Annotated in this window: 22 protein-coding genes and 1 pseudogene; 12 read left to right on the top strand and 11 right to left on the bottom strand. The window is 60.9% G+C overall.

The annotated features are described in order from the left end of the window. Positions 1-93: 93 nt before the first annotated feature. Together QMK52_RS08150 and cyaY are read right to left on the bottom strand one after the other, a co-directional pair. A complete protein-coding gene (locus QMK52_RS08150; protein ID WP_320403999.1) occupies positions 94-312 on the bottom strand; it encodes a DUF1289 domain-containing protein in 219 nt (72 codons plus the stop codon). 2 nt (positions 313-314) lie between these two features. Next, positions 315-647: an iron donor protein CyaY gene (cyaY, locus tag QMK52_RS08145; RefSeq protein WP_320403998.1), complete on the bottom strand. Its 333-nt coding sequence runs from the start codon at positions 645-647 to the stop codon at positions 315-317. A gap of 238 nt (positions 648-885) precedes the next feature. Between cyaY and lptM the strand changes: the two genes are divergently transcribed. The 6 genes from lptM to QMK52_RS08115 are packed head-to-tail and all read left to right on the top strand — an operon-like array spanning position 886 to position 5,468. After that, positions 886-1,053 (top strand): LPS translocon maturation chaperone LptM, encoded by a 168-nt coding sequence (gene lptM, locus QMK52_RS08140; RefSeq protein ID WP_003195417.1) that lies wholly within the window; start codon positions 886-888, stop codon positions 1,051-1,053. Positions 1,054-1,062: 9 nt separating this feature from the next. Continuing rightward, entirely contained in the window at positions 1,063-2,310 is a 1,248-nt protein-coding gene (gene lysA, locus QMK52_RS08135; RefSeq protein WP_005792445.1) for a diaminopimelate decarboxylase, read from the top strand. 3 nt (positions 2,311-2,313) lie between these two features. Next, on the top strand, positions 2,314-3,144 hold the full coding sequence (gene dapF, locus QMK52_RS08130; protein WP_320403997.1) for a diaminopimelate epimerase: 831 nt from the start codon (positions 2,314-2,316) through the stop codon (positions 3,142-3,144). Between the two features lie 13 nt (positions 3,145-3,157). Then, positions 3,158-3,874 carry a DUF484 family protein gene (locus tag QMK52_RS08125; RefSeq protein ID WP_005792447.1) on the top strand — a complete coding sequence of 239 codons (717 nt, stop codon included), beginning with the start codon at positions 3,158-3,160 and terminating at the stop codon, positions 3,872-3,874. Between the two features lie 2 nt (positions 3,875-3,876). Beyond that, the gene (gene xerC / locus QMK52_RS08120) at positions 3,877-4,776 is read left to right on the top strand and encodes a tyrosine recombinase XerC (RefSeq protein WP_032878757.1); all 900 of its coding nucleotides are present in this window, start codon (positions 3,877-3,879) and stop codon (positions 4,774-4,776) included. Next, positions 4,773-5,468 (top strand): HAD family hydrolase, encoded by a 696-nt coding sequence (locus tag QMK52_RS08115; protein WP_005792450.1) that lies wholly within the window; start codon positions 4,773-4,775, stop codon positions 5,466-5,468. Before xerC ends, QMK52_RS08115 begins: the two co-directional genes overlap by 4 nt. 127 nt (positions 5,469-5,595) lie before the next feature. Here QMK52_RS08115 and sutA read toward each other — a convergent pair whose 3' ends face one another. The 4 genes from sutA to glnK all read right to left on the bottom strand — a co-directional run bounded on the left by sutA (position 5,596) and on the right by glnK (position 8,376). Further along, the gene (sutA, locus tag QMK52_RS08110) at positions 5,596-5,928 is read right to left on the bottom strand and encodes a transcriptional regulator SutA (RefSeq protein WP_005792452.1); all 333 of its coding nucleotides are present in this window, start codon (positions 5,926-5,928) and stop codon (positions 5,596-5,598) included. A gap of 102 nt (positions 5,929-6,030) precedes the next feature. Continuing rightward, complete coding sequence (locus QMK52_RS08105) at positions 6,031-6,456, bottom strand: secondary thiamine-phosphate synthase enzyme YjbQ (RefSeq protein WP_005792453.1); 426 nt, start codon at positions 6,454-6,456, stop codon at positions 6,031-6,033. Between the two features lie 209 nt (positions 6,457-6,665). Next, positions 6,666-8,003, bottom strand: a complete 1,338-nt coding sequence (locus QMK52_RS08100) for an ammonium transporter (protein ID WP_005792454.1) — start codon at positions 8,001-8,003, stop codon at positions 6,666-6,668. A 34-nt stretch (positions 8,004-8,037) separates the two neighbouring features. Continuing rightward, on the bottom strand, positions 8,038-8,376 hold the full coding sequence (glnK, locus tag QMK52_RS08095) for a P-II family nitrogen regulator (protein WP_005792455.1): 339 nt from the start codon (positions 8,374-8,376) through the stop codon (positions 8,038-8,040). A gap of 422 nt (positions 8,377-8,798) precedes the next feature. Between glnK and QMK52_RS08090 the strand changes: the two genes are divergently transcribed. Further along, positions 8,799-9,062: an accessory factor UbiK family protein gene (locus QMK52_RS08090; protein ID WP_005792456.1), complete on the top strand. Its 264-nt coding sequence runs from the start codon at positions 8,799-8,801 to the stop codon at positions 9,060-9,062. A gap of 672 nt (positions 9,063-9,734) precedes the next feature. Continuing rightward, entirely contained in the window at positions 9,735-11,231 is a 1,497-nt protein-coding gene (locus tag QMK52_RS08085) for a YifB family Mg chelatase-like AAA ATPase (RefSeq protein WP_320403996.1), read from the top strand. Positions 11,232-11,237: 6 nt separating this feature from the next. Here QMK52_RS08085 and QMK52_RS08080 read toward each other — a convergent pair whose 3' ends face one another. Beyond that, positions 11,238-11,813, bottom strand: coding sequence for a TetR/AcrR family transcriptional regulator (locus QMK52_RS08080; protein WP_005792458.1), 576 nt, complete (start codon positions 11,811-11,813; stop codon positions 11,238-11,240). 112 nt (positions 11,814-11,925) lie between these two features. Between QMK52_RS08080 and QMK52_RS08075 the strand changes: the two genes are divergently transcribed. After that, entirely contained in the window at positions 11,926-12,840 is a 915-nt protein-coding gene (locus QMK52_RS08075) for an ABC transporter six-transmembrane domain-containing protein (protein WP_194439574.1), read from the top strand. A 3-nt stretch (positions 12,841-12,843) separates the two neighbouring features. On the opposite strand, the gene QMK52_RS27345 is transcribed toward QMK52_RS08075, so the two are convergent. The 3 genes and pseudogenes from QMK52_RS27345 to QMK52_RS08065 all read right to left on the bottom strand — a co-directional run bounded on the left by QMK52_RS27345 (position 12,844) and on the right by QMK52_RS08065 (position 15,919). Then, entirely contained in the window at positions 12,844-13,566 is a 723-nt protein-coding gene (locus QMK52_RS27345; protein WP_371920243.1) for a methyl-accepting chemotaxis protein, read from the bottom strand. A gap of 180 nt (positions 13,567-13,746) precedes the next feature. Next, positions 13,747-14,820: pseudogene (locus QMK52_RS27340) on the bottom strand (Cache 3/Cache 2 fusion domain-containing protein); the annotation flags it as partial. Positions 14,821-14,998: 178 nt separating this feature from the next. After that, complete coding sequence (locus QMK52_RS08065; RefSeq protein ID WP_005792461.1) at positions 14,999-15,919, bottom strand: LysR substrate-binding domain-containing protein; 921 nt, start codon at positions 15,917-15,919, stop codon at positions 14,999-15,001. Between the two features lie 152 nt (positions 15,920-16,071). On the opposite strand from QMK52_RS08065, the gene QMK52_RS08060 reads away from it, so the two are divergent. Then, positions 16,072-17,475 carry a NorM family multidrug efflux MATE transporter gene (locus QMK52_RS08060; protein ID WP_005792462.1) on the top strand — a complete coding sequence of 468 codons (1,404 nt, stop codon included), beginning with the start codon at positions 16,072-16,074 and terminating at the stop codon, positions 17,473-17,475. A gap of 125 nt (positions 17,476-17,600) precedes the next feature. On the opposite strand, the gene QMK52_RS08055 is transcribed toward QMK52_RS08060, so the two are convergent. Next, positions 17,601-19,265, bottom strand: a complete 1,665-nt coding sequence (locus QMK52_RS08055) for a bifunctional diguanylate cyclase/phosphodiesterase (protein WP_320403995.1) — start codon at positions 19,263-19,265, stop codon at positions 17,601-17,603. Between the two features lie 276 nt (positions 19,266-19,541). Between QMK52_RS08055 and rep the strand changes: the two genes are divergently transcribed. Beyond that, the gene (gene rep / locus QMK52_RS08050; protein ID WP_005792464.1) at positions 19,542-21,551 is read left to right on the top strand and encodes a DNA helicase Rep; all 2,010 of its coding nucleotides are present in this window, start codon (positions 19,542-19,544) and stop codon (positions 21,549-21,551) included. Positions 21,552-21,609: 58 nt separating this feature from the next. After that, positions 21,610-22,182 (top strand): xanthine phosphoribosyltransferase, encoded by a 573-nt coding sequence (locus QMK52_RS08045; protein ID WP_005792465.1) that lies wholly within the window; start codon positions 21,610-21,612, stop codon positions 22,180-22,182. The last annotated feature ends 43 nt before the right edge of the window (positions 22,183-22,225 follow it).

Raw genomic sequence — 22,225 nt, 5'->3', positions numbered from 1 at the left:
AAACCCCGCCAGAAAAGGCGGGGTTCTCACGGACCTCGATGAGTTGAGGTGTACCCGGACACTACCACAGCGACACAAATAAACAAGATGGCATCAGGCGTATGCCTTGCGCTGCTCTGCCTGGGCACAGATCACCCTGCGCCGCGCATCGTCGGCGGAGCGCCATTCACGGATGTCTTCCACGTGGCGGAAGCAGCCGAGGCAGACTTTCTGCTCGTCCAGGCGACACAAACTGATACAAGGTGACGGCACCGCCGGGCTGACATTGCTGAACAGCGGCTTGGGCGGGCGTACAGGTACAGGCTGGGTCACGGTCAGATCTCGTCGAAGTCCAGGTCAGCACCGGACTGTTCCTTCGTGAGACGAGCAAGCATTTCGCTCAGCAACTCCTCAGTGGTGTCGTGCGTCCAACGGTTTTCCTCTTCATCGTAATCGAAGTGAAAACCACCGGTGCGCGCTGCGAGCCACAGTTGGCGCAACGGCTCCTGGCGACTGAAGATCAACTGAGTGCCGTTCTCGAACTTGACGGTCAGCACACCAGCCGAGTTTTCCAGATCCACATCCAGGTCGCTGTCGTCGAAAATATCTTCCAGCTTCTCCTGGGTGGCATCCACCAGGTCGTGAAAACGGGCTTCGGTCAAACTCATTGTGGCAACCTCAAAAGTGTCTGGTTTTGCTCAAGCGGGGCACAATACGGACGCGCTTCGCCGATTGCAAAGGATACCGATTTCATTACAGATGGCAGTACGAAATATCATCAAGCAGCGTAGCCCGCTTCTTGTGCTCCTCGGCAAAGCCCCGCCGGACGGGTAGTGCGGCGCATAGGCAAGCTGCCGGGTGGTCGGTATACTCGGGCGCAATTAATGCATATTCAAGGATTTCGCCATGAAGCGCCTGATCTCTTCCCTTGCTGCGCTCGTCGCGGTCGCTTGCCTCGTTAGTGCCTGTGGCCAGAAAGGCCCGTTGTACCTGCCGGATGACAGCAAAGATCCGAATGAACAGGCGCAATCGTCGCAAAAGCCGTCAAAAGCGCATAAGCACGACACCTACTAAGGGAAACTTATGGACGCTTTTAACTACCGGGACGGCGAGCTGTTCGCGGAAGGCGTGGCGCTGTCCGCGATTGCCCAGCGCTTTGGTACCCCGACCTATGTGTACTCCCGTGCGCATATCGAAGCCCAATACCGCTCGTTCACTGACGCCCTCGATGGCGTGCCGCATCTGGTGTGCTACGCGGTCAAGGCCAACTCCAACCTGGGTGTGCTGAATGTCCTGGCGCGCATGGGCGCCGGTTTCGACATCGTCTCCCGTGGCGAGCTCGAACGCGTATTGGCCGCCGGCGGCCAGGCTGAGAAAATCGTGTTCTCCGGCGTCGGCAAGACCCGCGAAGACATGCGCCGCGCCCTGGAAGTCGGCGTACATTGCTTCAACGTCGAATCCACCGACGAGCTGGAGCGCCTGCAAGTCGTTGCCGCCGAGATGGGCGTTCGTGCGCCGATCTCCCTGCGCGTCAACCCGGATGTCGACGCCGGCACCCACCCGTACATTTCCACCGGTCTCAAAGAGAACAAGTTCGGCATCGCCATCGCCGACGCCGAAGAGGTGTACATCCGCGCCGCGCAACTGCCAAACCTGGAAGTACTGGGTGTCGACTGCCATATCGGCTCGCAACTGACCACACTGCCACCCTTTCTGGATGCCCTTGACCGTCTGCTGGCCTTGATCGATCGTTTGGGCGAGTGCGGCATCTACCTGCAACACATCGACCTGGGCGGCGGCGTCGGCGTACGTTATCGAGACGAAGAGCCACCGTTGATTAGCGACTATATCCAGGCCGTGCGCGAACGCATCGAAGGCCGCGACCTGACGCTGATGTTCGAGCCGGGCCGCTATATTGTCGCCAACGCCGGCGTGCTGTTGACCCAGGTCGAGTACCTCAAGCACACCGAACACAAGGATTTCGCCATCGTCGATGCGGCGATGAACGACCTGATCCGCCCGGCGCTTTACCAGGCCTGGATGAATGTCACCGCCGTGACGCCGCGCGCCAGCGAAGCCCGCGCCTACGACATCGTCGGCCCGATCTGCGAGACCGGCGACTTCCTGGCCAAGGACCGTCAGCTGGCCCTGGAAGAAGGCGATCTGCTGGCCGTGCATTCGGCGGGTGCCTATGGGTTTGTCATGAGTTCCAACTACAACACTCGCGGCCGTGCCGCCGAGGTGCTGGTGGACGGTGATCAAGCGTTTGAAGTGCGTCGCCGCGAGACGGTAGCCCAGTTGTATGCTGGCGAAAGCCTGCTGCCGGAGTAAGCCATGCTGCTGCGTTTTACCAAGATGCACGGGCTGGGCAATGATTTCATGGTTCTCGACCTGGTCAGCCAGCACGCGCACATCCTGCCCAAACACGCCAAACAGTGGGGCGACCGTCACACCGGCATCGGTTTCGACCAGTTGCTGCTGGTGGAGGCGCCGAGCAACCCGGAGGTGGATTTCCGCTACCGGATCTTCAATTCCGACGGTTCCGAAGTGGAACAGTGCGGCAACGGAGCGCGCTGCTTTGCACGCTTTGTGCTGGACAAGCGCCTGACCGCCAAGCGCCAGATTCGCGTCGAAACCAAGGGTGGCGTGATCGAACTGGATATTCGCAGTGACGGCCAGATCAGCGTCAACATGGGCGCGCCACGCCTGGTGCCGGCGGATATTCCGTTCCAGACCACCGAGCAGGCCCTCAGTTACCCGCTGGACGTGGATGGCAAAACCGTGGATATCGCCGCCGTGTCCATGGGCAACCCCCATGCGGTATTGCGGGTCAACGACATCAATAATGCCCCGGTGCACGAACTGGGGCCGAAGATCGAACATCACCCGCGCTTTCCCGCGCGGGTCAATGTGGGCTTCCTGCAGGTGATCGACCGTACCCGCGCGCAATTGCGCGTTTGGGAACGCGGCGCCGGCGAAACCCAGGCTTGCGGTACCGGCGCTTGTGCCGCTGCCGTAGCCGCGATCAGCCAGGGGTGGATGGATTCGCCGCTGCTGATCGACCTGCCCGGTGGACGCTTGTCCATCGAATGGGCAGGCCCTGGCCACCCGGTGATGATGACCGGGCCGGCCTCGCGTGTATACGAAGGACAGGTCCGTCTATGAGTGAGCCAAGCCAATGACCGATAAGCCTCAAGTACCCGCACACGCTACCCCGAGTGAAAGCCTGGAGGCCGCTGCTGTCGCGGCGTACCTTGAGGCTAATCCGGACTTCTTCGTCGAGCATGAAGAACTGCTGCCGGCCTTGCGCATTCCCCACCAGCGCGGCGATACCGTGTCGCTGGTGGAGCGGCAGATGAAGATCCTGCGCGAGCGCAATATTGAAATGCGCCATCGGCTTTCCCACCTGATGGATGTGGCCCGTGACAACGACCGCCTGTTCGACAAGACCCGCCGCCTGATCCTGACCTTGATGGACGCCGCCAGCCTGGAAGAAACGGTGATTGCCGTGGAAGACAGCCTGCGCGAGGACTTCCAGGTGCCCTTTGTCAGCCTGATCCTGTTCAGCGACAACCCGATGCCGGTGGGTCGCTGGGTCACAGGTGGCGAAGCACAGACAGCCATCGGCGGCCTGCTGTCCGAAGGCAAGACTGTCAGCGGCACCTTGCGTGAACATGAACTGGACTTCCTGTTTGGCGCCGAGCAGCGCAAGCAGATCGGCTCTACCGCCGTCATCGCCGTCAGCCATCAAGGCTTGCACGGCGTGCTGGCCATCGCCAGCCGTGACCCTGCGCACTACAAAAGCTCGGTGGGCACGCTGTTCCTGACCTACATCGCCGAAGTGCTGGGCCGCGTCCTGCCGCGTCACACCACCACACTGCGCGCGGTGCGCTGACCATGGAGCGGCAACTGGACGCCTACTGCGCTCACCTGCGCAATGAGCGCCAAGTGTCGCCCCACACGCTGGAAGCTTATCGGCGGGACTTGAACAAGGTCCTGGCCTATTGCGAAAAACAGCACGTCAGCAGCTGGAAGGCCCTGGATATCCAGGCCCTGCGCAGCCTGATCGCCCGGTTGCACCAGCAAGGCCAGTCCTCGCGCAGCCTGTCTCGCCTGCTGTCGGCAGTGCGCGGCCTCTATCACTACCTCAATCGCGAAGGCCTGTGCGATCACGACCCGGCCAATGGCCTGTCCCCGCCCAAAGGCGAGCGGCGCCTGCCCAAGACCCTGGATACCGATCGTGCCTTGCAGCTGCTCGATGGTGCGGTAGAAGATGACTTCCTGGCCCATCGCGACCAGGCAATCCTTGAGCTGTTCTATTCTTCGGGCCTGCGCCTGTCGGAGCTGACAAGCCTGAACCTCGATCAGTTGGACCTCGCCGATGGCCTGATACAAGTGCTCGGCAAAGGCAGCAAGACCCGCGTGCTGCCGGTGGGCAGAAAAGCCCGCGAAGCCTTGCAGCTATGGCTGCCATTGCGCCTTTTGACCAACCCGGCGGACGATGCGGTGTTCGTCAGCCAGCAAGGCCGACGCCTGGGGCCCCGAGCGATCCAGCTTCGGGTCAAGGCCGCCGGCGAGCGGGAGCTGGGGCAGAATCTGCACCCGCACATGCTGCGCCATTCCTTCGCCAGCCACCTGCTGGAGTCCTCCCAGGATCTGCGCGCCGTACAGGAACTGCTCGGCCACGCCGACATCAAGACCACTCAGATCTATACACACCTGGACTTCCAGCACCTGGCAACGGTGTACGACAGCGCCCATCCACGGGCCAAACGCATCAAAGGCAGCGACTCATGAGTATCAAGCTGATCACCTTCGACTTGGACGACACCCTCTGGGACAACGTACCCGTCATCATCAGCGCCGAAGCGTCGATGCGCGAATGGCTGGCAGCCAACGCCGCCAAGGTGGGCGATCTGCCCCTGGAACATTTCGCCAGCCTGCGCCAGCAGGTGCTGCAGCGTCATCCCGAACTCAAACACCGTATCAGCCTGCTGCGTCATCGCGTGTTGATGCATGCGTTCGAGGAGGCCGGTTATCCCCAGCCTGAGGCCACAGAGATGGCGGATGTCTGCTTCGAAGCGTTCATCCACGCACGCCACCAACTCACCGTGTTCCCGGAAGCCGAGCCGATGCTCAAGGCGCTGCGCCAGCACTTCCTGCTCGGCGTGATCACCAATGGCAATGCCGATGTGCAGCGTGTGGGCCTGGCGGACTACTTTCACTTTGCCCTGCGCGCTGAAGATATCGGCATCGCCAAGCCGGATGCGCGGCTGTTTGACGAAGCGTTGCAGCGTGGAGGGGTGGACGCCAGTGCGGCCGTGCATGTGGGCGATCACCCTGGGGATGATATCGCCGGGGCACAGCAGGCCGGGTTGCGGGCGGTGTGGTTTAACCCCGCGGGCAAGGCCTGGGAGGGTGACAAGCACCCGGATGCGCAGATTCGCAGCCTGACGGAGTTGCCGCCACTGCTGAGTCGCTGGGGTTAACACTACCCCCCAATGTGGGAGCTGGCTTGCCTGCTCCCACAAGGTATTGCAGCGAACTGGTAATGGCTCCAGGCATGAAAAAGCCCGCAGCGACGGCGGGCTTTTTCTTACAAGCAAGAGGCGGACTTCAGATAGGTCGGCTGCCGTACTTGTTATCCGGCTTCTTCGGTGGGTCAGCTACCACGTTAGCCTCGACCTCGACCACTTTGCCACCCTTCGCGAGGAATTCTTCCATCGCTCGGGCCAGGGCATCGCGCTCTTTGTTCTTGGCTTCAACACTCGGCAACTCATCTACCGAAACCGCAGCCTTGGCTTTGCCTTTGGCTTTGGGAGCCGCATCATCGGCACCGCCATCATCGGCATCGTCAGCAACGTCTTCCGCCGCTACGTCAATACTTTCTTCGGTGTCATCGTCGTCACCTACTTCGAGTTCGTCGTTTTCCAGATCATCGTCGCTCATGTTCTACCTCATGACTTGCGAAAAGCAGATTAGTTATAGCCCAGCTTCACCCTCTGTCGAGGTCGCCGGAAAAAAATCAACATCCACCGGGTTTCCAGTGGCTTATGCCTCTTCACCGTGCAAGGTGGCGAGGACTTTACGAGCACCGCCATGATCACGGTGCTCGCCCAGATAAACACCTTGCCAGGTCCCCATCGCCAAGCGGCCGGCCTTGACCGGCAAACTCAGCTGGCAGCCCAGCAGACTGGCCTTGAAGTGCGCCGGCAGATCATCCGGACCTTCGTCATTATGTTCAAAACCTGCGCGGCCCTGTGGCACCAGCAGGTTGAAAAAACGCTCGAAGTCACGGCGAACCGCCGGGTCGGCATTCTCGTTGACGGTCAAAGAGGCCGAGGTATGCTGCAGCCACAGATGCAACAGGCCCACACGGCACGCCTTCAATTCAGGCAAGCCGGCAAGCAACTCGTCCGTTACCAGATGAAAGCCCCGGGGCTTGGCCCGCAGGGTAATCAGGGTCTGTTGCCACATACAGTTCTCCGCCCATCGGCGCGCATTCTAGCGCGCTCTGGGAAAAAACAAAGTGCCGAATACGCCTTCATGCCTGTAAGACATTTGCACTCTGAAAAGTGCCGTGTGGATCCCATCACAAAGTTGATAAAAAACCCATACACCTTTAGCCAAAGACAAACACCAGACAAAAAAATGCCCGGCAAGCCGGGCATGTTTTTTTCGCGTACTTACAAGTTGTAGCCGCGTTCGTTGTGTTGCGCCAGATCGAGGCCAACCGCCTCTTCTTCCTCAGTGACACGCAGGCCCATGACCATGTCCAGCACCTTGAGGATGACGTAGGTCACGATCGCCGTGTAGATCACGGTGAAGCCTACGCCTTTGCACTGGATCCAGACTTGGGCCGCGATATCGGTCACAGTGCCGAAGCCACCCAGTGCCGGGGCAGCGAACACACCGGTGAGGATCGCACCGACGATACCGCCGATACCGTGCACGCCGAAGGCGTCCAGGGAGTCGTCGTAGCCCAGCTTGCGCTTGAGGCTGGTGGCGCAGAAGAAGCACACCACACCGGCGACCAGGCCGATCACCAGGGCACCCATCGGGCCCACGGTGCCAGCGGCTGGCGTCACGGCGACCAGGCCGGCCACCACACCTGAGGCAATGCCCAGTGCACTTGGCTTGCCGTGAGTGATCCACTCGGCGAACATCCAGCCCAGCGCCGCAGCAGCCGTGGCAATCTGGGTGACCAGCATCGCCATGCCCGCCGTGCCGTTGGCCGCCGCAGCGGAGCCGGCGTTGAAGCCAAACCAGCCGATCCACAGCATGGCCGCGCCGATCAAGGTATAACCCAGGTTGTGCGGAGCCATCGGTGTGGTCGGGAAGCCTTTACGCTTGCCGAGCACGATGCACGCCACCAGGCCAGCCACACCCGCGTTGATGTGCACGACGGTGCCGCCGGCGAAGTCCAGCACGCCCCAGTCCCACATCAGGCCACCGTTGCCGCTCCAGACCATGTGCGCGATCGGCGCGTAGACCAGGGTGAACCAGATAGCCATGAAGATCAGCATCGCGGAGAACTTCATGCGCTCTGCGAAAGCACCGACGATCAGCGCCGGGGTGATGATGGCGAAGGTCATCTGGAAGGTGATGAACACGGCTTCCGGAAACAGCGCCGCAGGCCCGGTGATGCTGGCCGGGGTGACACCCGCCAGGAACGCCTTGCCCAGGCCGCCGAAGAAGGAGTTGAAGTTGACCACACCCTGTTCCATACCGGTGGTATCAAACGCGATGCTGTAGCCGTAGACGACCCACAGGATGCTGATCAGGCCGGTGATGGCAAAGCACTGCATCATCACCGACAGAATATTCTTGGAGCGGACCATGCCGCCGTAGAACAGCGCCAGGCCAGGGATGGTCATGAACAGCACCAAAGCGGTGGCGGTCAGCATCCAGGCGGTGTCGCCGGAGTTGAGGACTGGAGCAGCCACTTCGTCTGCCGCCATGGCCAGGCTTGGCATTACGATGGACAACAGGGCTCCGAGCCCTGCGAATTTACGCAGAGTCATAGTGTTTTCTCCTGGGGCGTTGGGGTTTGGCGGCTTAGATTGCGTCGGTATCGGTTTCGCCGGTACGGATGCGAATAGCCTGTTCCAGATTGACCACGAAGATCTTGCCGTCACCGATCTTGCCGGTGTTGGCCGCCTTGGTTATCGCCTCGATAACCCGCTCAAGATCCTTGTCGTCAATGGCGACATCAATCTTCACCTTCGGCAGGAAATCGACTACGTATTCCGCGCCACGATACAGCTCGGTATGACCCTTCTGCCGACCGAAGCCCTTGACCTCAGTAACGGTAATGCCCTGCACGCCGATCTCGGACAGTGACTCGCGTACATCGTCCAACTTGAACGGCTTGATGATGGCAGTGACTAGCTTCATGAAAACTCTCTCCCGAATTGGTGGACTTGCCCCAGGAAAACAAACCCGTCTCAAGTCTAAGCGCAGTGCCTGGCTTTGTAACGCATCGTCGCCTCGGCATTTGCCGTTGCGACGCCAGCGATCCACTGGTGACGAAACCTGTACCCCTGATCCGTCGGCGCACTGCATTCGTCACAGCGACTGCATCAGTGCATGGGTCATGATCGTCTAAGCAGAAACCTTGCCAGCTCCGTAAAAATCACTGAAATCAGTCCCTTGCTCACTCGTGCCCACCCACGGGGCGTACGTGCAGCCGCAATGCGCATCAAAACGGTGCGCAGCCGCCCGCTTTGATGCGCGAAAACCGTGCGCAACGCAGCATGAAAAAGACTATAGACGCTGCGTGATACACTGCCGGCCAACTGTTTTCCGGAATATTTCCCATGCTCGCGCCCAAAGACCTCCTCGACGCCCTGAGCGGCCACGCCTCTCGCCTGTTCAGCGGCGACACCCCGCTGCCCCGCAATGAAATCGAAAGCCAGTTCAAGGCATTGCTGCAAAGTGGCTTCAGCAAGCTCGACCTGGTCAGCCGGGAAGAGTTTGACAGCCAGATGGTCGTACTGGCCCGCACGCGTGCGCGGTTGGAGAGCCTGGAGGCGAAGGTGGCTGAGCTTGAAGCGCGGTTGGCGCCATCCTCTGCTGAATAAACACGGTTAGTGTGGGAGCTGGCTTGCCTGCGATGGCCATGGGTATCTACACAACTTTGGTACGCTGCTGCTCCTCTGCAAGGGAGCTTGCTGCCTGTCAGCTTATAGCTATCTAACTGATGCACCGCGATCCAAATGTGGGAGGGGCGGTGCGACGATTCGACTTGCCCCCGATGGCGGCCTCAGGGCCGACCAAGACGCTGGATCAGACTGAGTACATATCCGTTTTTTGGGTAACGGCCACTGTTGGTTCCGCTTTTACAGCGGGTCACTTTTGAAAAGAGCCGGAATGCCGGCCCAGCCAAAAGTAACCAAAAGGCTCTTGCCCCACCACTCGGCACCTCGCTTAGGCTCGGTGTGCCCGTAATCCGACAGTGATTTGGGGGGCCGCCTGAGATCAAAAGCAGATCAAGATCAAGATCAAGAGCGGCTCGCTTCGCATCGTGGTTACCATTGGCGACTACAAAGTTGTGTAGATATCTATGCTGCGATGGCGGTGCATCAGCGGATGATTCTTTGCTGACATACCGCTATCGCAGGCAAGCCAGCTCCCACATTTGTTTTGCATTGCCGCCCGGATACGTTCTGTAAAACCTCCCTCCCTCGCTGGACGCCCCCCTCGTCTACCCTTGAAAAACCCGCAGGAAGCGGCCCCCCATTCAAGGAACGAGCATGTCCCTCGCTATCGTGCACAGCCGCGCCCAGGTCGGCGTCGAAGCCCCCGCCGTCACCGTTGAAGTGCATATGGCCAATGGCTTGCCATCGCTGACGCTGGTGGGCCTGCCGGAAACTGCAGTAAAGGAAAGCAAGGACCGCGTTCGCAGCGCCATTCTCAACTCGGCGCTGCAATACCCGGCCCGGCGCATCACCCTCAATCTCGCGCCCGCCGACCTACCCAAGGACGGCGGGCGCTTTGATCTGGCGATTGCCCTGGGGATCCTGGCGGCCAGTGTGCAAGTGCCGGCCTTGATGCTTGATGACGTGGAGTGCCTTGGTGAGTTGGCGTTATCGGGCGAGGTACGGGCGGTGAAGGGTGTGTTGCCGGCCGCGCTTGCGGCGCGCAAGGCCGGGCGCACCGTGATAGTGCCCAGGGCCAATGCCGAGGAAGCCTGCCTGGCGTCGGGGCTCAAAGTGATTGCGGTGGACCACCTGCTGCAAGTGGTGGCGCACCTTAATGGGCATGTGCCGATTGAGCCCTACAGGTCCGACGGCTTGCTGTACTTGAACAAGCCTTACCCGGACCTGAGTGAAGTGCAGGGCCAACTGGCAGCCAAGCGTGCCTTGCTGATTGCGGCGGCCGGCGCACATAACCTGCTGTTCAGCGGACCACCCGGTACCGGCAAGACCCTGTTGGCCAGCCGCCTGCCGGGCTTGCTGCCACCGCTGAGCGAGCAGGAGGCGCTGGAAGTGGCCGCGATCCAATCCGTGGTCAGCCTGACCCCCCTTAGCCATTGGCCTAATCGCCCGTTTCGCCAGCCGCACCACTCGGCATCCGGCCCGGCGCTGGTGGGTGGCGGCTCGAAGCCGCAGCCGGGGGAAATCACCCTGGCCCATCACGGCGTGCTGTTTCTGGATGAGCTGCCGGAATTTGATCGCAAGGTACTGGAGGTGCTGCGCGAGCCATTGGAGTCGGGGCATATCGTGATCTCCCGAGCCAGGGACCGGGTGAGTTTCCCGGCACGCTTCCAGTTGGTCGCGGCCATGAACCCCTGCCCGTGCGGCTACATGGGCGAACCCAGCGGGCGTTGTCGGTGCACGCCGGAGCAGATACAGCGCTATCGCAACAAGCTATCCGGGCCGCTGCTGGACCGGATTGATTTGCACCTGACAGTCGCCCGGGAGGTCACTGCGCTGAGCCCCTCCCAACAGGCCGGTGACACCACCGCGCAAGCGTCCGCCCAGGTGGCGCAAGCCCGTGAACGCCAGCACCAGCGCCAGGGTTGTGCCAATGCATTCCTCGATCTGCCACGGCTACGCGAACACTGCCAGTTGACCAAAGCCGATGAAAGCTGGCTGGAAAGCGCGTGCGAACGACTGACATTATCGCTGCGTGCAGCCCATCGGTTGCTCAAGGTGGCTCGCACCCTGGCGGACCTTGAGCAAGTGGAAGGCATCGCCCGCCATCATTTGGCGGAGGCGCTGCAGTACCGACCAGCCGCTCATGGCTAGCACTTGTCAGGCAAAATCCAGCAGCAGCCTCGCCACTTCCAGCACCTCTTCCAGCACCGCTTCTGCCGACTCTGCGGAAGGCTTGAGCATCAGGTCATCGGCATAGCCCATCGCCAGGGCGAAGATCTGCCGTGCAGCGCGCTGACACGACTCGCAGCGAAAGACGCCATCGGCAACGCCCCGCTCGATCACTTCGGCAAGCATGCCTTGCCACTGGGCGTTGATCACCAGGTAAGCCTGGGCCATTTGCGGGTCGTGCATGGCTTCGTCCCAGGCGTCGAGCCACAGCGCCCAAGCGGCGTCAGCGGTGCTGGGCAGACAGTCGCGCAAGAACCCCATAAGCGCTTCTAGCGGTGGAGCATCGGTCAACGGCTCGCGCACTTCATCCAATTGCTCATTGGCAAAGCGCACAAAAGCTTCGCGACGCAGTTCATTCCAGTCACTGAAGTAGTGATAGACGTGACTACGCGACAGCCCGGCATGTTCGGCCAAGTCACGGGTGGACACATCGGCGAAACCCTTGCTGCGAAACAGCTCAAGAGCGGCGGCGATGATCTGGTCTTTACGGTCGATACGCGACATGGGCAATTCCTTCGGGCGCCGGTAGATGAGCGGCGCTTGCTTTTTGAGCGATCGCTCAAGGATACTTGAGCAGTCGCTCAATAATAGCGTCTATCACTCCTTTGGTGCACCCATGACATCCGTCACCCCACAAATTCTGATCGAACAAAGCCAGAAAATCGGCCAGCAGTCCGCCAGCCAGACACTCAAGGCTATTGCCAAAGCTTATCCCGGCAAGCTGTCTTGCACTTTGTCACTGGTGGCGCTGGAGAACGCACTGTTGTTGGCCTACCCGCTGTTTGCCGGGTTCGCGGTGGATTCGATTATCCGCGGCGATGCCACCAGTGCGTTGTTCTATGCCGCCGTAGTCATGGCGTTCTGGGTGGTCGGGGCGGCACGGCGAGCGCTGGATACACGCACGTTCACGCGCATTTACGCCGACCTTGCGGTGCCAGTCATCCTCAACCAGCGCCAACAGAACCACAGCACCTCGAAATCGGCGGCACGGGTGGTGCTGGCACGGGAGTTTGTCGACTTCTTTGAAAAGCACGTGCCAATCATCGCCACGGCGTTGGTATCGATCGTGGGCGCTGCGGTAATGTTGATCGTGATTGAGCCGTGGGTAGGCATGGCCTGTCTGGCCGCGCTGCTGCTGTGCATCACCTTGTTGCCACGCTTTGCACAGCGCAATCAGGAACTACACGAGCGCCTGAATAACCGCCTGGAGAAAGAAATCGGCCTGGTCGAAAAAGTCGGCGCGCCGACCCTGCGACGTCACTACCAGGTGCTGTCACGCCTGCGCATCTGGCTTTCAGACCGCGAGGCTGCGGCGTACCTGTTTCTCGGTACGCTCGCGGCTTTGCTGTTTGTGGTCGCGATCAGCCAGTTGGCCTTGTCCCCAGCGGTCAAGGCCGGCCACATCTACGCAGTGATGACTTACCTGTGGACCTTCGTGACCAGCATGGATGAAGCGCCAGGCATGGTCGACCAACTGGCGCGGCTCAAGGACATCGGCAAGCGCGTAGACCCAGGGCTGGGCGACCACTAAGCCTCAACGAAACCGGTCCACCTCCTGACGCAGGCCTGCCGCCAGGGTTTCCAGTTCCTTGGCGGTGACTGCCAGGTTCGACACCACTTCACGCTGCTCGCTGTTGGCCAGGGCAATGCTTTGCAAGTTACTGCTGAGCAGGGTTGCGGTGCTGCTCTGCTCCTGGGTGGCGGTGGTGATCGCAGCGAATTGCTGGCCGGCCGAGCGGCTTTGCTCATCGATACGCGCCAGGGCCGAGGCGACGTCGGCGTTGCGCGACAGGCCGTCCTGCATCAATACCTTGCCGTGTTCCATGGTGCTGATGGCGTTGCCGGTTTCCTGCTGGATGCTCTGGATCATCGCCGAAATTTCATCGGTGGCCTGGCGGGTGCGCGAGGCCAGGTTACGCACTTCGTCGGCGACCACGGCAAAACCGCGGCCTTGCTCACCGGCGCGGGCGGCTTCGATGGCGGCGTTGAGCGCCAGCAGGTTGGTCTGTTCGGCGATGGAGGTAATCACACCGACGATCCCGCCGATTTCCTGGGAGCGCTGGCCCAAGGTGTTGATCACTGCGGCTGTGCTGTTCAGGGCAGTGGCAATATGCTCCAGCGACGATGACGCCTCTTGCATCGAGGTGCGGCCGATCCGGGTCTGCTGGGCATTCTCTTGCGCCAGGCGCTCGGTATTGCCCATGTTGTCGGCGATGTTCAACGAGGTAGCGCTGAACTCTTCCACCGCGCCGGCCATGCTGGTGATCTCGCCAGACTGTTGCTCCATGCCTTCGTAGGCACCACCGGAGAGCCCCGACAGCGCCTGGGCGCGGCTGTTGACCTGTTCGGCAGCACTGCGGATATGCGAAACCATGGTCGACAGCGCTTCACCCATCTGATTGAAGCTGCGCGCCAACTGCCCGATCTCGTCATGGCTGGACACGTTAAGGCGTGCGCTCAAGTCGCCCGCACCCAGAGCTTGCGCCTGGCGTACCAAATCACTCAGTGGCGCCAGCTTGCTGCGCAACAGCCACACCGTGGCGCCCACTGCCAGCAACATCGCCAGCACACTGCCGATCACCAGGCGGATCCCGACTTCCCACGTCACGGCGCGAATTTCCGCCTTGGGCATACTTGCCACCACCGCCCAGGGGCCGCCTTCGAACGGCACCGAAACGCTGTAGAAATCTTCGTTTTTGTCGCTCCAGAAACGCCCTGCCCCCGGCGTCTTTGCCAGGTCGAGCATCACGGTAATGGCCTGGTCCGGCGCCTGTACGCCGGCTGGCGGCACCAGCCAATGCTTCTGCTCATCCAGCAGCGCCAGGGAGCCGGTCTGGCCGAGGCGGAAGCGCTTGAGGTTTTCAAACTGGGCGTTCTGCGCGTCGGTGTAATCGAAACCGATAAACAGCACGGCGATGACCTTGCCGTTGCTGTCACGTACCGGGCTGTACTGGGTCATGTAGGAACGGTCGAACAATACCGCACGGCCGATATAGGTTTGCCCGTCGGCAACACGCTGGTATGCCGCGCCTTGGCGGTCAAGCACCGTACCGATGGCACGATTGCCATCCTGCTTGGTCAAGGAAGTGCTCACGCGGATAAAGTCGTCGCCGCTGCGCACGAATACGGTAGCCACACCGCCGGACATTTGCTTGAACTCGTCCACTTCTTCGAAGTTGTTGTTCAGCACCTCATTACCCAGGTACAGGCTCGGCGTCTGTACACCGGCCACGGCCACCGGTTGGTCGGCACGCACACTCAGGCCGGCGCCGAAGCGTTTTTCAAACAGCCCGCTCAAACGCTGGGTACTCTCGCGCAAGGTGCTGTGGAAGGTATTGAGTTGGTCGGCGAGCAAACGCGCCTCGCTGGCCAGGTGCTCCTCACGGGTGTCGAGGTTGGCGGAGTCGAGGGAACGCAGGGCAAACACAGTGCTGCCGCTGATAACGACAGCCAGAATCACGGCAAGGGCGAGACCTAACTGGGAGGCAATCCGGGCACGAGGTTGAGACATGACAGCTCCTGGCCGAGGCCAGGATCATCCTGATCTCATAGCGCTGCTCGGCAAATTATCTAAGTGGGAAACGTTGGTGCACGATGGTTCCAACACACCTTCTTCGGCGGCACTTGGTAATACTTGAGCGAATCACAGGGGTATCCCGCAAACGATTGCATCAACCGCCGGCCCCTACTCAATCGAGACGTTCAACCTGGGGCAACTCCATCGCTTTGACTTCACCTTGAAGAAACTCCGCCAGCCGTCGCAAGCGTTCCCCCCCGGGGCGGGTTTTCGGCCACACCAGGTAGTAACTTTCCCCACTGGCGACTGCCCTGGGCCACGGCAGGCTCAGGCGTCCCTGGGCGACATCTTCGGCCACCATCAACAAATCGCCCATGGACACGCCATAGCCACGCGCCGCCGCGATCATGCCCAACTCAAGGGTATCGAACACCTGCCCGCCCTTGAGAGACACCCGGGACGACAACCCCATGCGCTCCAGCCAGCTGCGCCAGTCACGACGATCAGGCGTGGGATGCAACAACTCGGCACTCGCCAGGCGGGCAGCGTCCCAAGGTCCATCATCCAGCAGGTTCGGCGCGCCCACGGGGATCAGCAATTCGGGGAACAGGTAACTGGCCTCCCAGTCCGCCGGAAAACGCCCATCGCTCAACAACACCGCACAGTCGAAGGGTTCCTGGTTGAAGTCCACTTCATCCACGCTCATCCACGCACTGGTCAGTTGCACCTCATTGCCTGGCTGCAAGGCGCGGAAGCGACTCAGGCGCGCCAATAGCCAGCGCATGGTCAAGGTGGACGGTGCCTTCATACGCAGAATGTCATCTTCAGTATTCAAGGTATGACAGGCGCGCTCCAACGCAGCGAAGCCTTCGCGCACGCCGGGCAGCAACAGGCGCGCGGCTTCGGTGAGCTGCAGATTGCGACCGCTGCGCTGGAACAGGCGGCAGGCGAAATGCTCCTCGAGGGTGCGGATATGCCGGCTGACTGCACTTTGGGTGATGGACAGTTCCTGCGCCGCGCGGGTGAAGGAGTTGTGCCGGGAGGCGGCCTCAAATGCACGCAGGGCATACAAGGGAGGAAGACGACGAGACATAGGGAAAGCTCCAACGGCGCAATATCGGCACCCTACCAGAATCAGTCAGGCATGAGTTTTAATCATGTGAGCGATCGCATTTATCCTTTTGTGCAACGCGCCCAAAGCGCCGAGAATCAATCTCTCCCCCATTTCCTGACTATTTGAGTGTGATGATCATGCAACATCCGGCACGTACCGAACTCTGGGCCATTCTGCGGCTGTCGGGGCCGTTGATTGCCTCACAGTTGGCGCACATGCTGATGGTGCTGACCGACACCCTGATGATGGCGCGCCTGAGCCCCGAAGCCCTGGCCGGCGGCGGCCTGGGCGCGGCCAGCTATTCGTTCGTGGCGATCTTCTGCATCGGCGTGATTGCCGCGGTGGGCACGCTGGTCGCCATTCGTCACGGCGCAGGCGATATCGACGGCGCCACGCGCCTGACCCAGGCCGGGCTGTGGCTGGCGTGGTTGATGGCCCTGGCAGCGGCGCTGCTGCTATGGAACTTGAAGCCGGTGCTGCTGATGTTCGGCCAGACTGAAACCAACGTACAAGCGGCGGGGCAATTCCTCACCATCCTGCCTTTCGCCCTGCCCGGCTATCTGACTTTCATGGCGCTGCGCGGCTTTACCAGCGCCATCGGCAAGGCGACGCCGGTGATGGTGATCAGCTTGTGCGGCACCGTGGTCAACTACCTGCTCAATCACGCGTTGATCGAAGGCATGTTCGGCCTGCCGAAACTGGGCCTGATGGGCATTGGCCTGGTGACCGCCATCGTTGCCAACGGCATGGCGCTGGCGTTGATGTGGTACATCCGCAGCAACCGTGCCTATGCCGCCTACCCGCTGGGCACCGGCCTGCTGCGCCTGAATACCCATTACCTGCGCGAGCTGTGGCGCCTGGGCCTGCCGATCGGCGGCACCTATGCAGTAGAGGTCGGGCTGTTTGCCTTTGCGGCGTTGTGCATGGGCACCATGGGCAGCACCCAGTTGGCCGCGCATCAGATTGCCCTGCAAATTGTCTCGGTGGCGTTCATGGTGCCGGCGGGGATGTCCTACGCGGTGACCATGCGCATCGGCCAGCATTACGGCGCCGGGCAGTTGTTGCAGGCACGCATGGCCGGTCGGGTCGGCATAGGCTTTGGTGCCATGGTAATGCTGGGATTTGCCGTAGTGTTGTGGCTGTTTTCCGACCCGTTGATCGGGCTGTTCCTCGACCATGACGACCCGGCGTTCCATGACGTCATCGTCCTGGCCGTCAGCCTGCTGGCCGTCGCCGCGTGGTTTGAATTGTTCGACGGCGTGCAGACCATTGCCATGGGCTGCATCCGCGGCTTGAAAGACGCCAAGACTACCTTTCTGGTGGGATTGGGCTGCTACTGGCTGATCGGTGCGCCCTCGGCCTGGCTGATGGCGTTCACTTTAGGCTGGGGGCCCACCGGGGTGTGGTGGGGCTTGGCGCTGGGACTAGCGTGCGCGGCGGTAAGTCTGACCTGGGCGTTTGAGGCGAAGATGAAGCGGATGATTCGGCGGGAGCCGGATGCTCCTGTTGGGTTCCAAGCGGCACTGCCTGACTAGCGAGTGCACGCGGTCCATGTGGGAGCTGGCTTGCCTGCGATAGCGGTGTGTCAGGCTAATCATTATTAGCTGAACGACCGCTATCGCAGGCAAGCCAGCTCCCACATTTGAACCACTTTGAAGGCTTAGCCCAACAGTGCCTGCTGGCTTTGCCCAAACATCAGGTACTCCACCAGTTCCGCCAACGGCAACGGCTTGCTGATCAGGTACCCCTGGGCCTGGTCACAACCGAACAACCGCAACAGCTCAAGCTGCTCGGGTGTTTCCACACCTTCGGCCACCACTTCCAGGTTGAGGTTGTGGGCCAGGTTGATCATCGCGTGTACCAATTTGCGGTTTTCTTCGCGCTCTTCCATGCCGCCGACAAAACTTTTGTCGATCTTCAACAAAGCGATCGGCAGGCTGTTGAGGTGTACGAATGACGAAAACCCGGTGCCGAAGTCATCCAGGGAGAACCGCACGCCGAGGCGGCCCAGGGCGTCCATGGTCTGCTTGACCAGATCGCTGCGGCGCATCACCGCGGTTTCAGTCAATTCGAACTCCAGCCATTGCGCTTCCACGCCACGCTCGGCAATCAGGCGACTGAGTGTGGAGAGCAATTGGCTGTCCTGGAACTGGCGAAACGACAGGTTGACGGCCATGTGCAGCGGCGGCAGGCCGCGTTCGCGCAGGTCTTGCATGTCGCGCAGGGCCCGGGAGATCACCCAGTAGCCCAAAGGCACGATCAGGCCACTCTGCTCGGCCAGCGGCACGAATTCGCTGGGTGGCAACAAGCCGCGCTCACCGTGGCGCCAGCGCACCAGGGCTTCGAGGCCGACGATATGACCGTCGTCCAAGTCCAGGCGCGGCTGGTAATGCAGCTCCAGCTCATCGCGGCGCAAAGCCCGGCGCAGTTCACTTTCCAGGTCGGCCAGGCTGCGAGCGTTGCGGTTGATGCGTTCATTGAAGATGTGAAAGGTGCAGCCCTGGGTGCTTTTGGCCTGCTGCATGGCGATATGGGCGTGCCACATCAACGGGTCAGCGCCGGCGCGGGCGCGGGCATGTGCCACGCCCAGGCTGCAGCCGATCAACAGGCTTTCGCCATCGACCCAGTAAGGCTCGGCCATCACTTCGGTGATGCGCTCGGCCATCCACTCGGCACGCTGGGGCGCGCGACGGGTGTCGATCAGCAAGGCAAATTCATCGCTGCCCAGCCGCGCCAGCTGGTCCCCGGCTTCGAGCTGGCTCTTGAGCCGCGACACCACTTGCAGGATCAACCGGTCGCCGGCCTGATGGCCAAGGGCATCGTTGGCATGACGGAAGTTGTCCAGGTCCAGATGGCCCAGAGCCAGGCCGCGGCCTTCGTTTTCCGCCAGCCGCGCCGCCAGCAGTGTCTGGAAGCCCTGACGGTTGGCGATACCGGTGAGCGGGTCCTGCTCGGCCAAACGCTGCAAGGTGTTCTCCAGAACGCCGCGCTCGCGCACATGACGCAAGCAGCGGCGCAATGTTTCAGGGTCCAGCCCATTCAGGATCAACCAGTCGCTGACACCGAGCGGCGACACCAGCGGCTCCTGCTCCAACAGCAATACACACGGCAAGCTGCAGCGGCCGGGACCGGGCTGCAGGCTGGGCGTGGTCAATAACACGGCGCCCTGATCGTCATCGAACAGACGACTCACCGAGTCCCAGTTGGGTGCACTGATCAGCACAGCCCCTTCGCCCATCGGCACCAGGCACTCGCGCAACAACGCTGCCCATGCAGGCTCTTCGGCCAGCAGCAGCAAACGCAAGGGTTCGACAGGCGTAGACAAGCTAACTCCCTAGACTCTGCTAAATTTCGTGAGCGATGGCATTATGACGTGCGGCCTGGCAATGATAAATGCGTGACAAATGCATGACAGATGATAGGTGTTATCAAACACGCAGACTGTGAAAAATAGTCTGAGTATTCCCCACATCCTGCGGCAAAGTAGCAAAACCGGCAAATTTAGATCGAGTGGTACGTCACACCGTCGTTCTAAGGCAGCAGAATCTTGCCAGCCTGTTAAAATGCCCGCCCTTTTGAACAACGACTCCTAAAACTCCGTATGTCCCGACTCAATCCCCGGCAGCAAGAAGCCGTGAACTACGTCGGCGGCCCTCTATTGGTGCTCGCCGGCGCCGGCTCCGGCAAGACCAGCGTGATCACCCGCAAGATCGCGCACCTGATCCAGAACTGCGGCATCCGCGCCCAGTACATCGTCGCCATGACCTTTACCAACAAGGCGGCGCGGGAAATGAAAGAGCGGGTCGGCACCCTGCTCAAGGGCGGCGAAGGCCGCGGCCTGACGGTGTGTACCTTCCACAATCTGGGCCTGAACATCATCCGCAAGGAGCATGTGCGACTGGGCTACAAGCCCGGCTTCTCGATCTTTGACGAGACCGACGTCAAGGCCCTGATGACCGACATCATGCAGAAGGAATACGCAGGCGACGACGGCGTCGACGAAATCAAGAACATGATCGGCTCATGGAAAAACGACCTGATCCTGCCCGCCGAAGCCCTGGAAGCTGCACGCAACCCCAAGGAGCAGACCGCCGCCATCGTCTACACCCACTACCAGCGCACGCTCAAGGCGTTCAACGCAGTGGACTTCGACGACCTGATCCTGCTGCCGGTCAAGCTGTTCCAGGAACACAAGGACATCCTGGAGAAGTGGCAAAACAAGGTGCGCTACCTGCTGGTGGACGAATACCAGGACACCAACGCCAGCCAATACCTGCTGGTGAAGTTGCTGATTGGTACGCGCAACCAGTTCACCGTGGTGGGCGACGACGACCAGTCGATCTACGCCTGGCGCGGCGCCCGCCCGGAAAACCTGATGCTGCTCAAGGAGGACTACCCGTCGCTGAAAGTGGTGATGCTGGAGCAGAACTATCGCTCCACCAGCCGCATCCTGCGTTGCGCCAACGTGCTGATCTCCAACAACCCCCACGAGTTTGAAAAACAACTGTGGAGCGAGATGGGCCATGGCGATGAGATCCGCGTGATCCGCTGCCGCAACGAAGACGCCGAAGCCGAACGCGTGGCCGTGGAAATCCTCAGCCTGCACCTGCGCACTGACCGACCCTACAGCGACTTTGCGATCCTGTATCGCGGCAACTACCAGGCCAAGCTGATCGAGCTGAAACTGCAGCACCACCAGGTGCCGTATCGCCTGTCGGGCGGCAACAGCTTTTTCGGACGCCAGGAAGTAAAAGACCTGATGGCCTACTTCCGGCTGATCGTGAACCCGGACGACGACAACGCCTTCCTGCGCGTGATCAACGTACCGCGCCGGGAAATCGGCTCCACCACCCTGGAAAAGCTCGGCAACTACGCCACCGAACGCAAGATTTCCATGTATGCCGCCACCGACGAAATCGGCCTGGGCGAACATCTGGACACGCGCTTCACCGATCGCCTGTCACGCTTCAAGCGCTTCATGGACAAGGTGCGCGAACAGTGCGCCGGCGAAGACCCGATCAGCGCCCTGCGCAGCATGGTCATGGACATCGACTATGAAAACTGGCTGCGCACCAACAGCTCCAGCGACAAAGCCGCGGATTACCGCATGGGCAACGTCTGGTTCCTGATCGAGGCGCTGAAGAACACCCTGGAAAAAGACGAAGACGGCGAAATGACCGTCGAGGACGCCATCGGCAAGCTGGTGCTGCGTGACATGCTCGAACGCCAGCAGGAAGAAGAAGACGGTGCCGAAGGCGTGCAGATGATGACCTTGCATGCCTCCAAGGGCCTGGAGTTTCCTTACGTGTTCATCATGGGCATGGAAGAGGAAATCCTCCCGCACCGCTCCAGCATCGAAGCCGACACCATCGAGGAAGAACGGCGCCTGGCCTATGTGGGCATCACCCGCGCACGTCAGACCCTGGCCTTCACCTTTGCCGCCAAGCGCAAGCAATACGGCGAAATCATCGATTGTGCCCCCAGCCGGTTCCTTGACGAGCTGCCGCCCGATGACCTGGCCTGGGAAGGCAATGACGACACCCCCACCGAGGTGAAGGCCGTTCGCGGCAACACCGCCCTGGCGGATATACGCGCAATGCTAAAGCGCTAGAATCGACTACTTTTCAATCTACTTTCGGCGCCTGCTGCGCCATCAGAGGAAGCTTTCCGTGGAAGCACTGCACAAGAAAATTCGCGAAGAAGGCATCGTGCTTTCCGATCAGGTTCTCAAGGTCGACGCCTTTTTGAACCACCAGATCGACCCGGCACTGATGAAACTGATCGGCGACGAATTCGCCGCGCTGTTCAAGGATTCGGGGATCACCAAGATCGTCACCATCGAAGCCTCAGGTATTGCACCGGCGATCATGACCGGGCTGAACCTGGGTGTACCGGTGATCTTCGCGCGTAAGCAGCAGTCGTTGACCCTGACGGAAAACCTGCTGTCGGCAACGGTGTATTCCTTCACCAAGAAAACCGAAAGCACCGTGGCGATCTCCCCACGCCACCTGACCAGCAGCGACCGCGTGCTGGTGATCGATGACTTTTTGGCCAACGGCAAAGCGTCCCAGGCGCTGATTTCGATCATCAAGCAGGCCGGCGCGACTGTTGCGGGCTTGGGGATCGTGATCGAGAAGTCGTTCCAGGGTGGGCGTGCGGAGCTCGATGCGCAGGGTTATCGGGTTGAGTCGCTGGCGCGGGTGAAGTCCTTGGCGGGTGGTATCGTGACCTTCATCGACTAAATCAACGTGTGGGAGCTGGCTTGCCTGCGATAGCGGAGTGTCA

Source organism: Pseudomonas sp. P9_2, assembly GCF_034008255.1.
GTDB classification, from domain to species: Bacteria; Pseudomonadota; Gammaproteobacteria; order Pseudomonadales; family Pseudomonadaceae; genus Aquipseudomonas; species Aquipseudomonas synxantha_A.
This window is presented reverse-complemented; position numbering and strand designations above follow the sequence as displayed.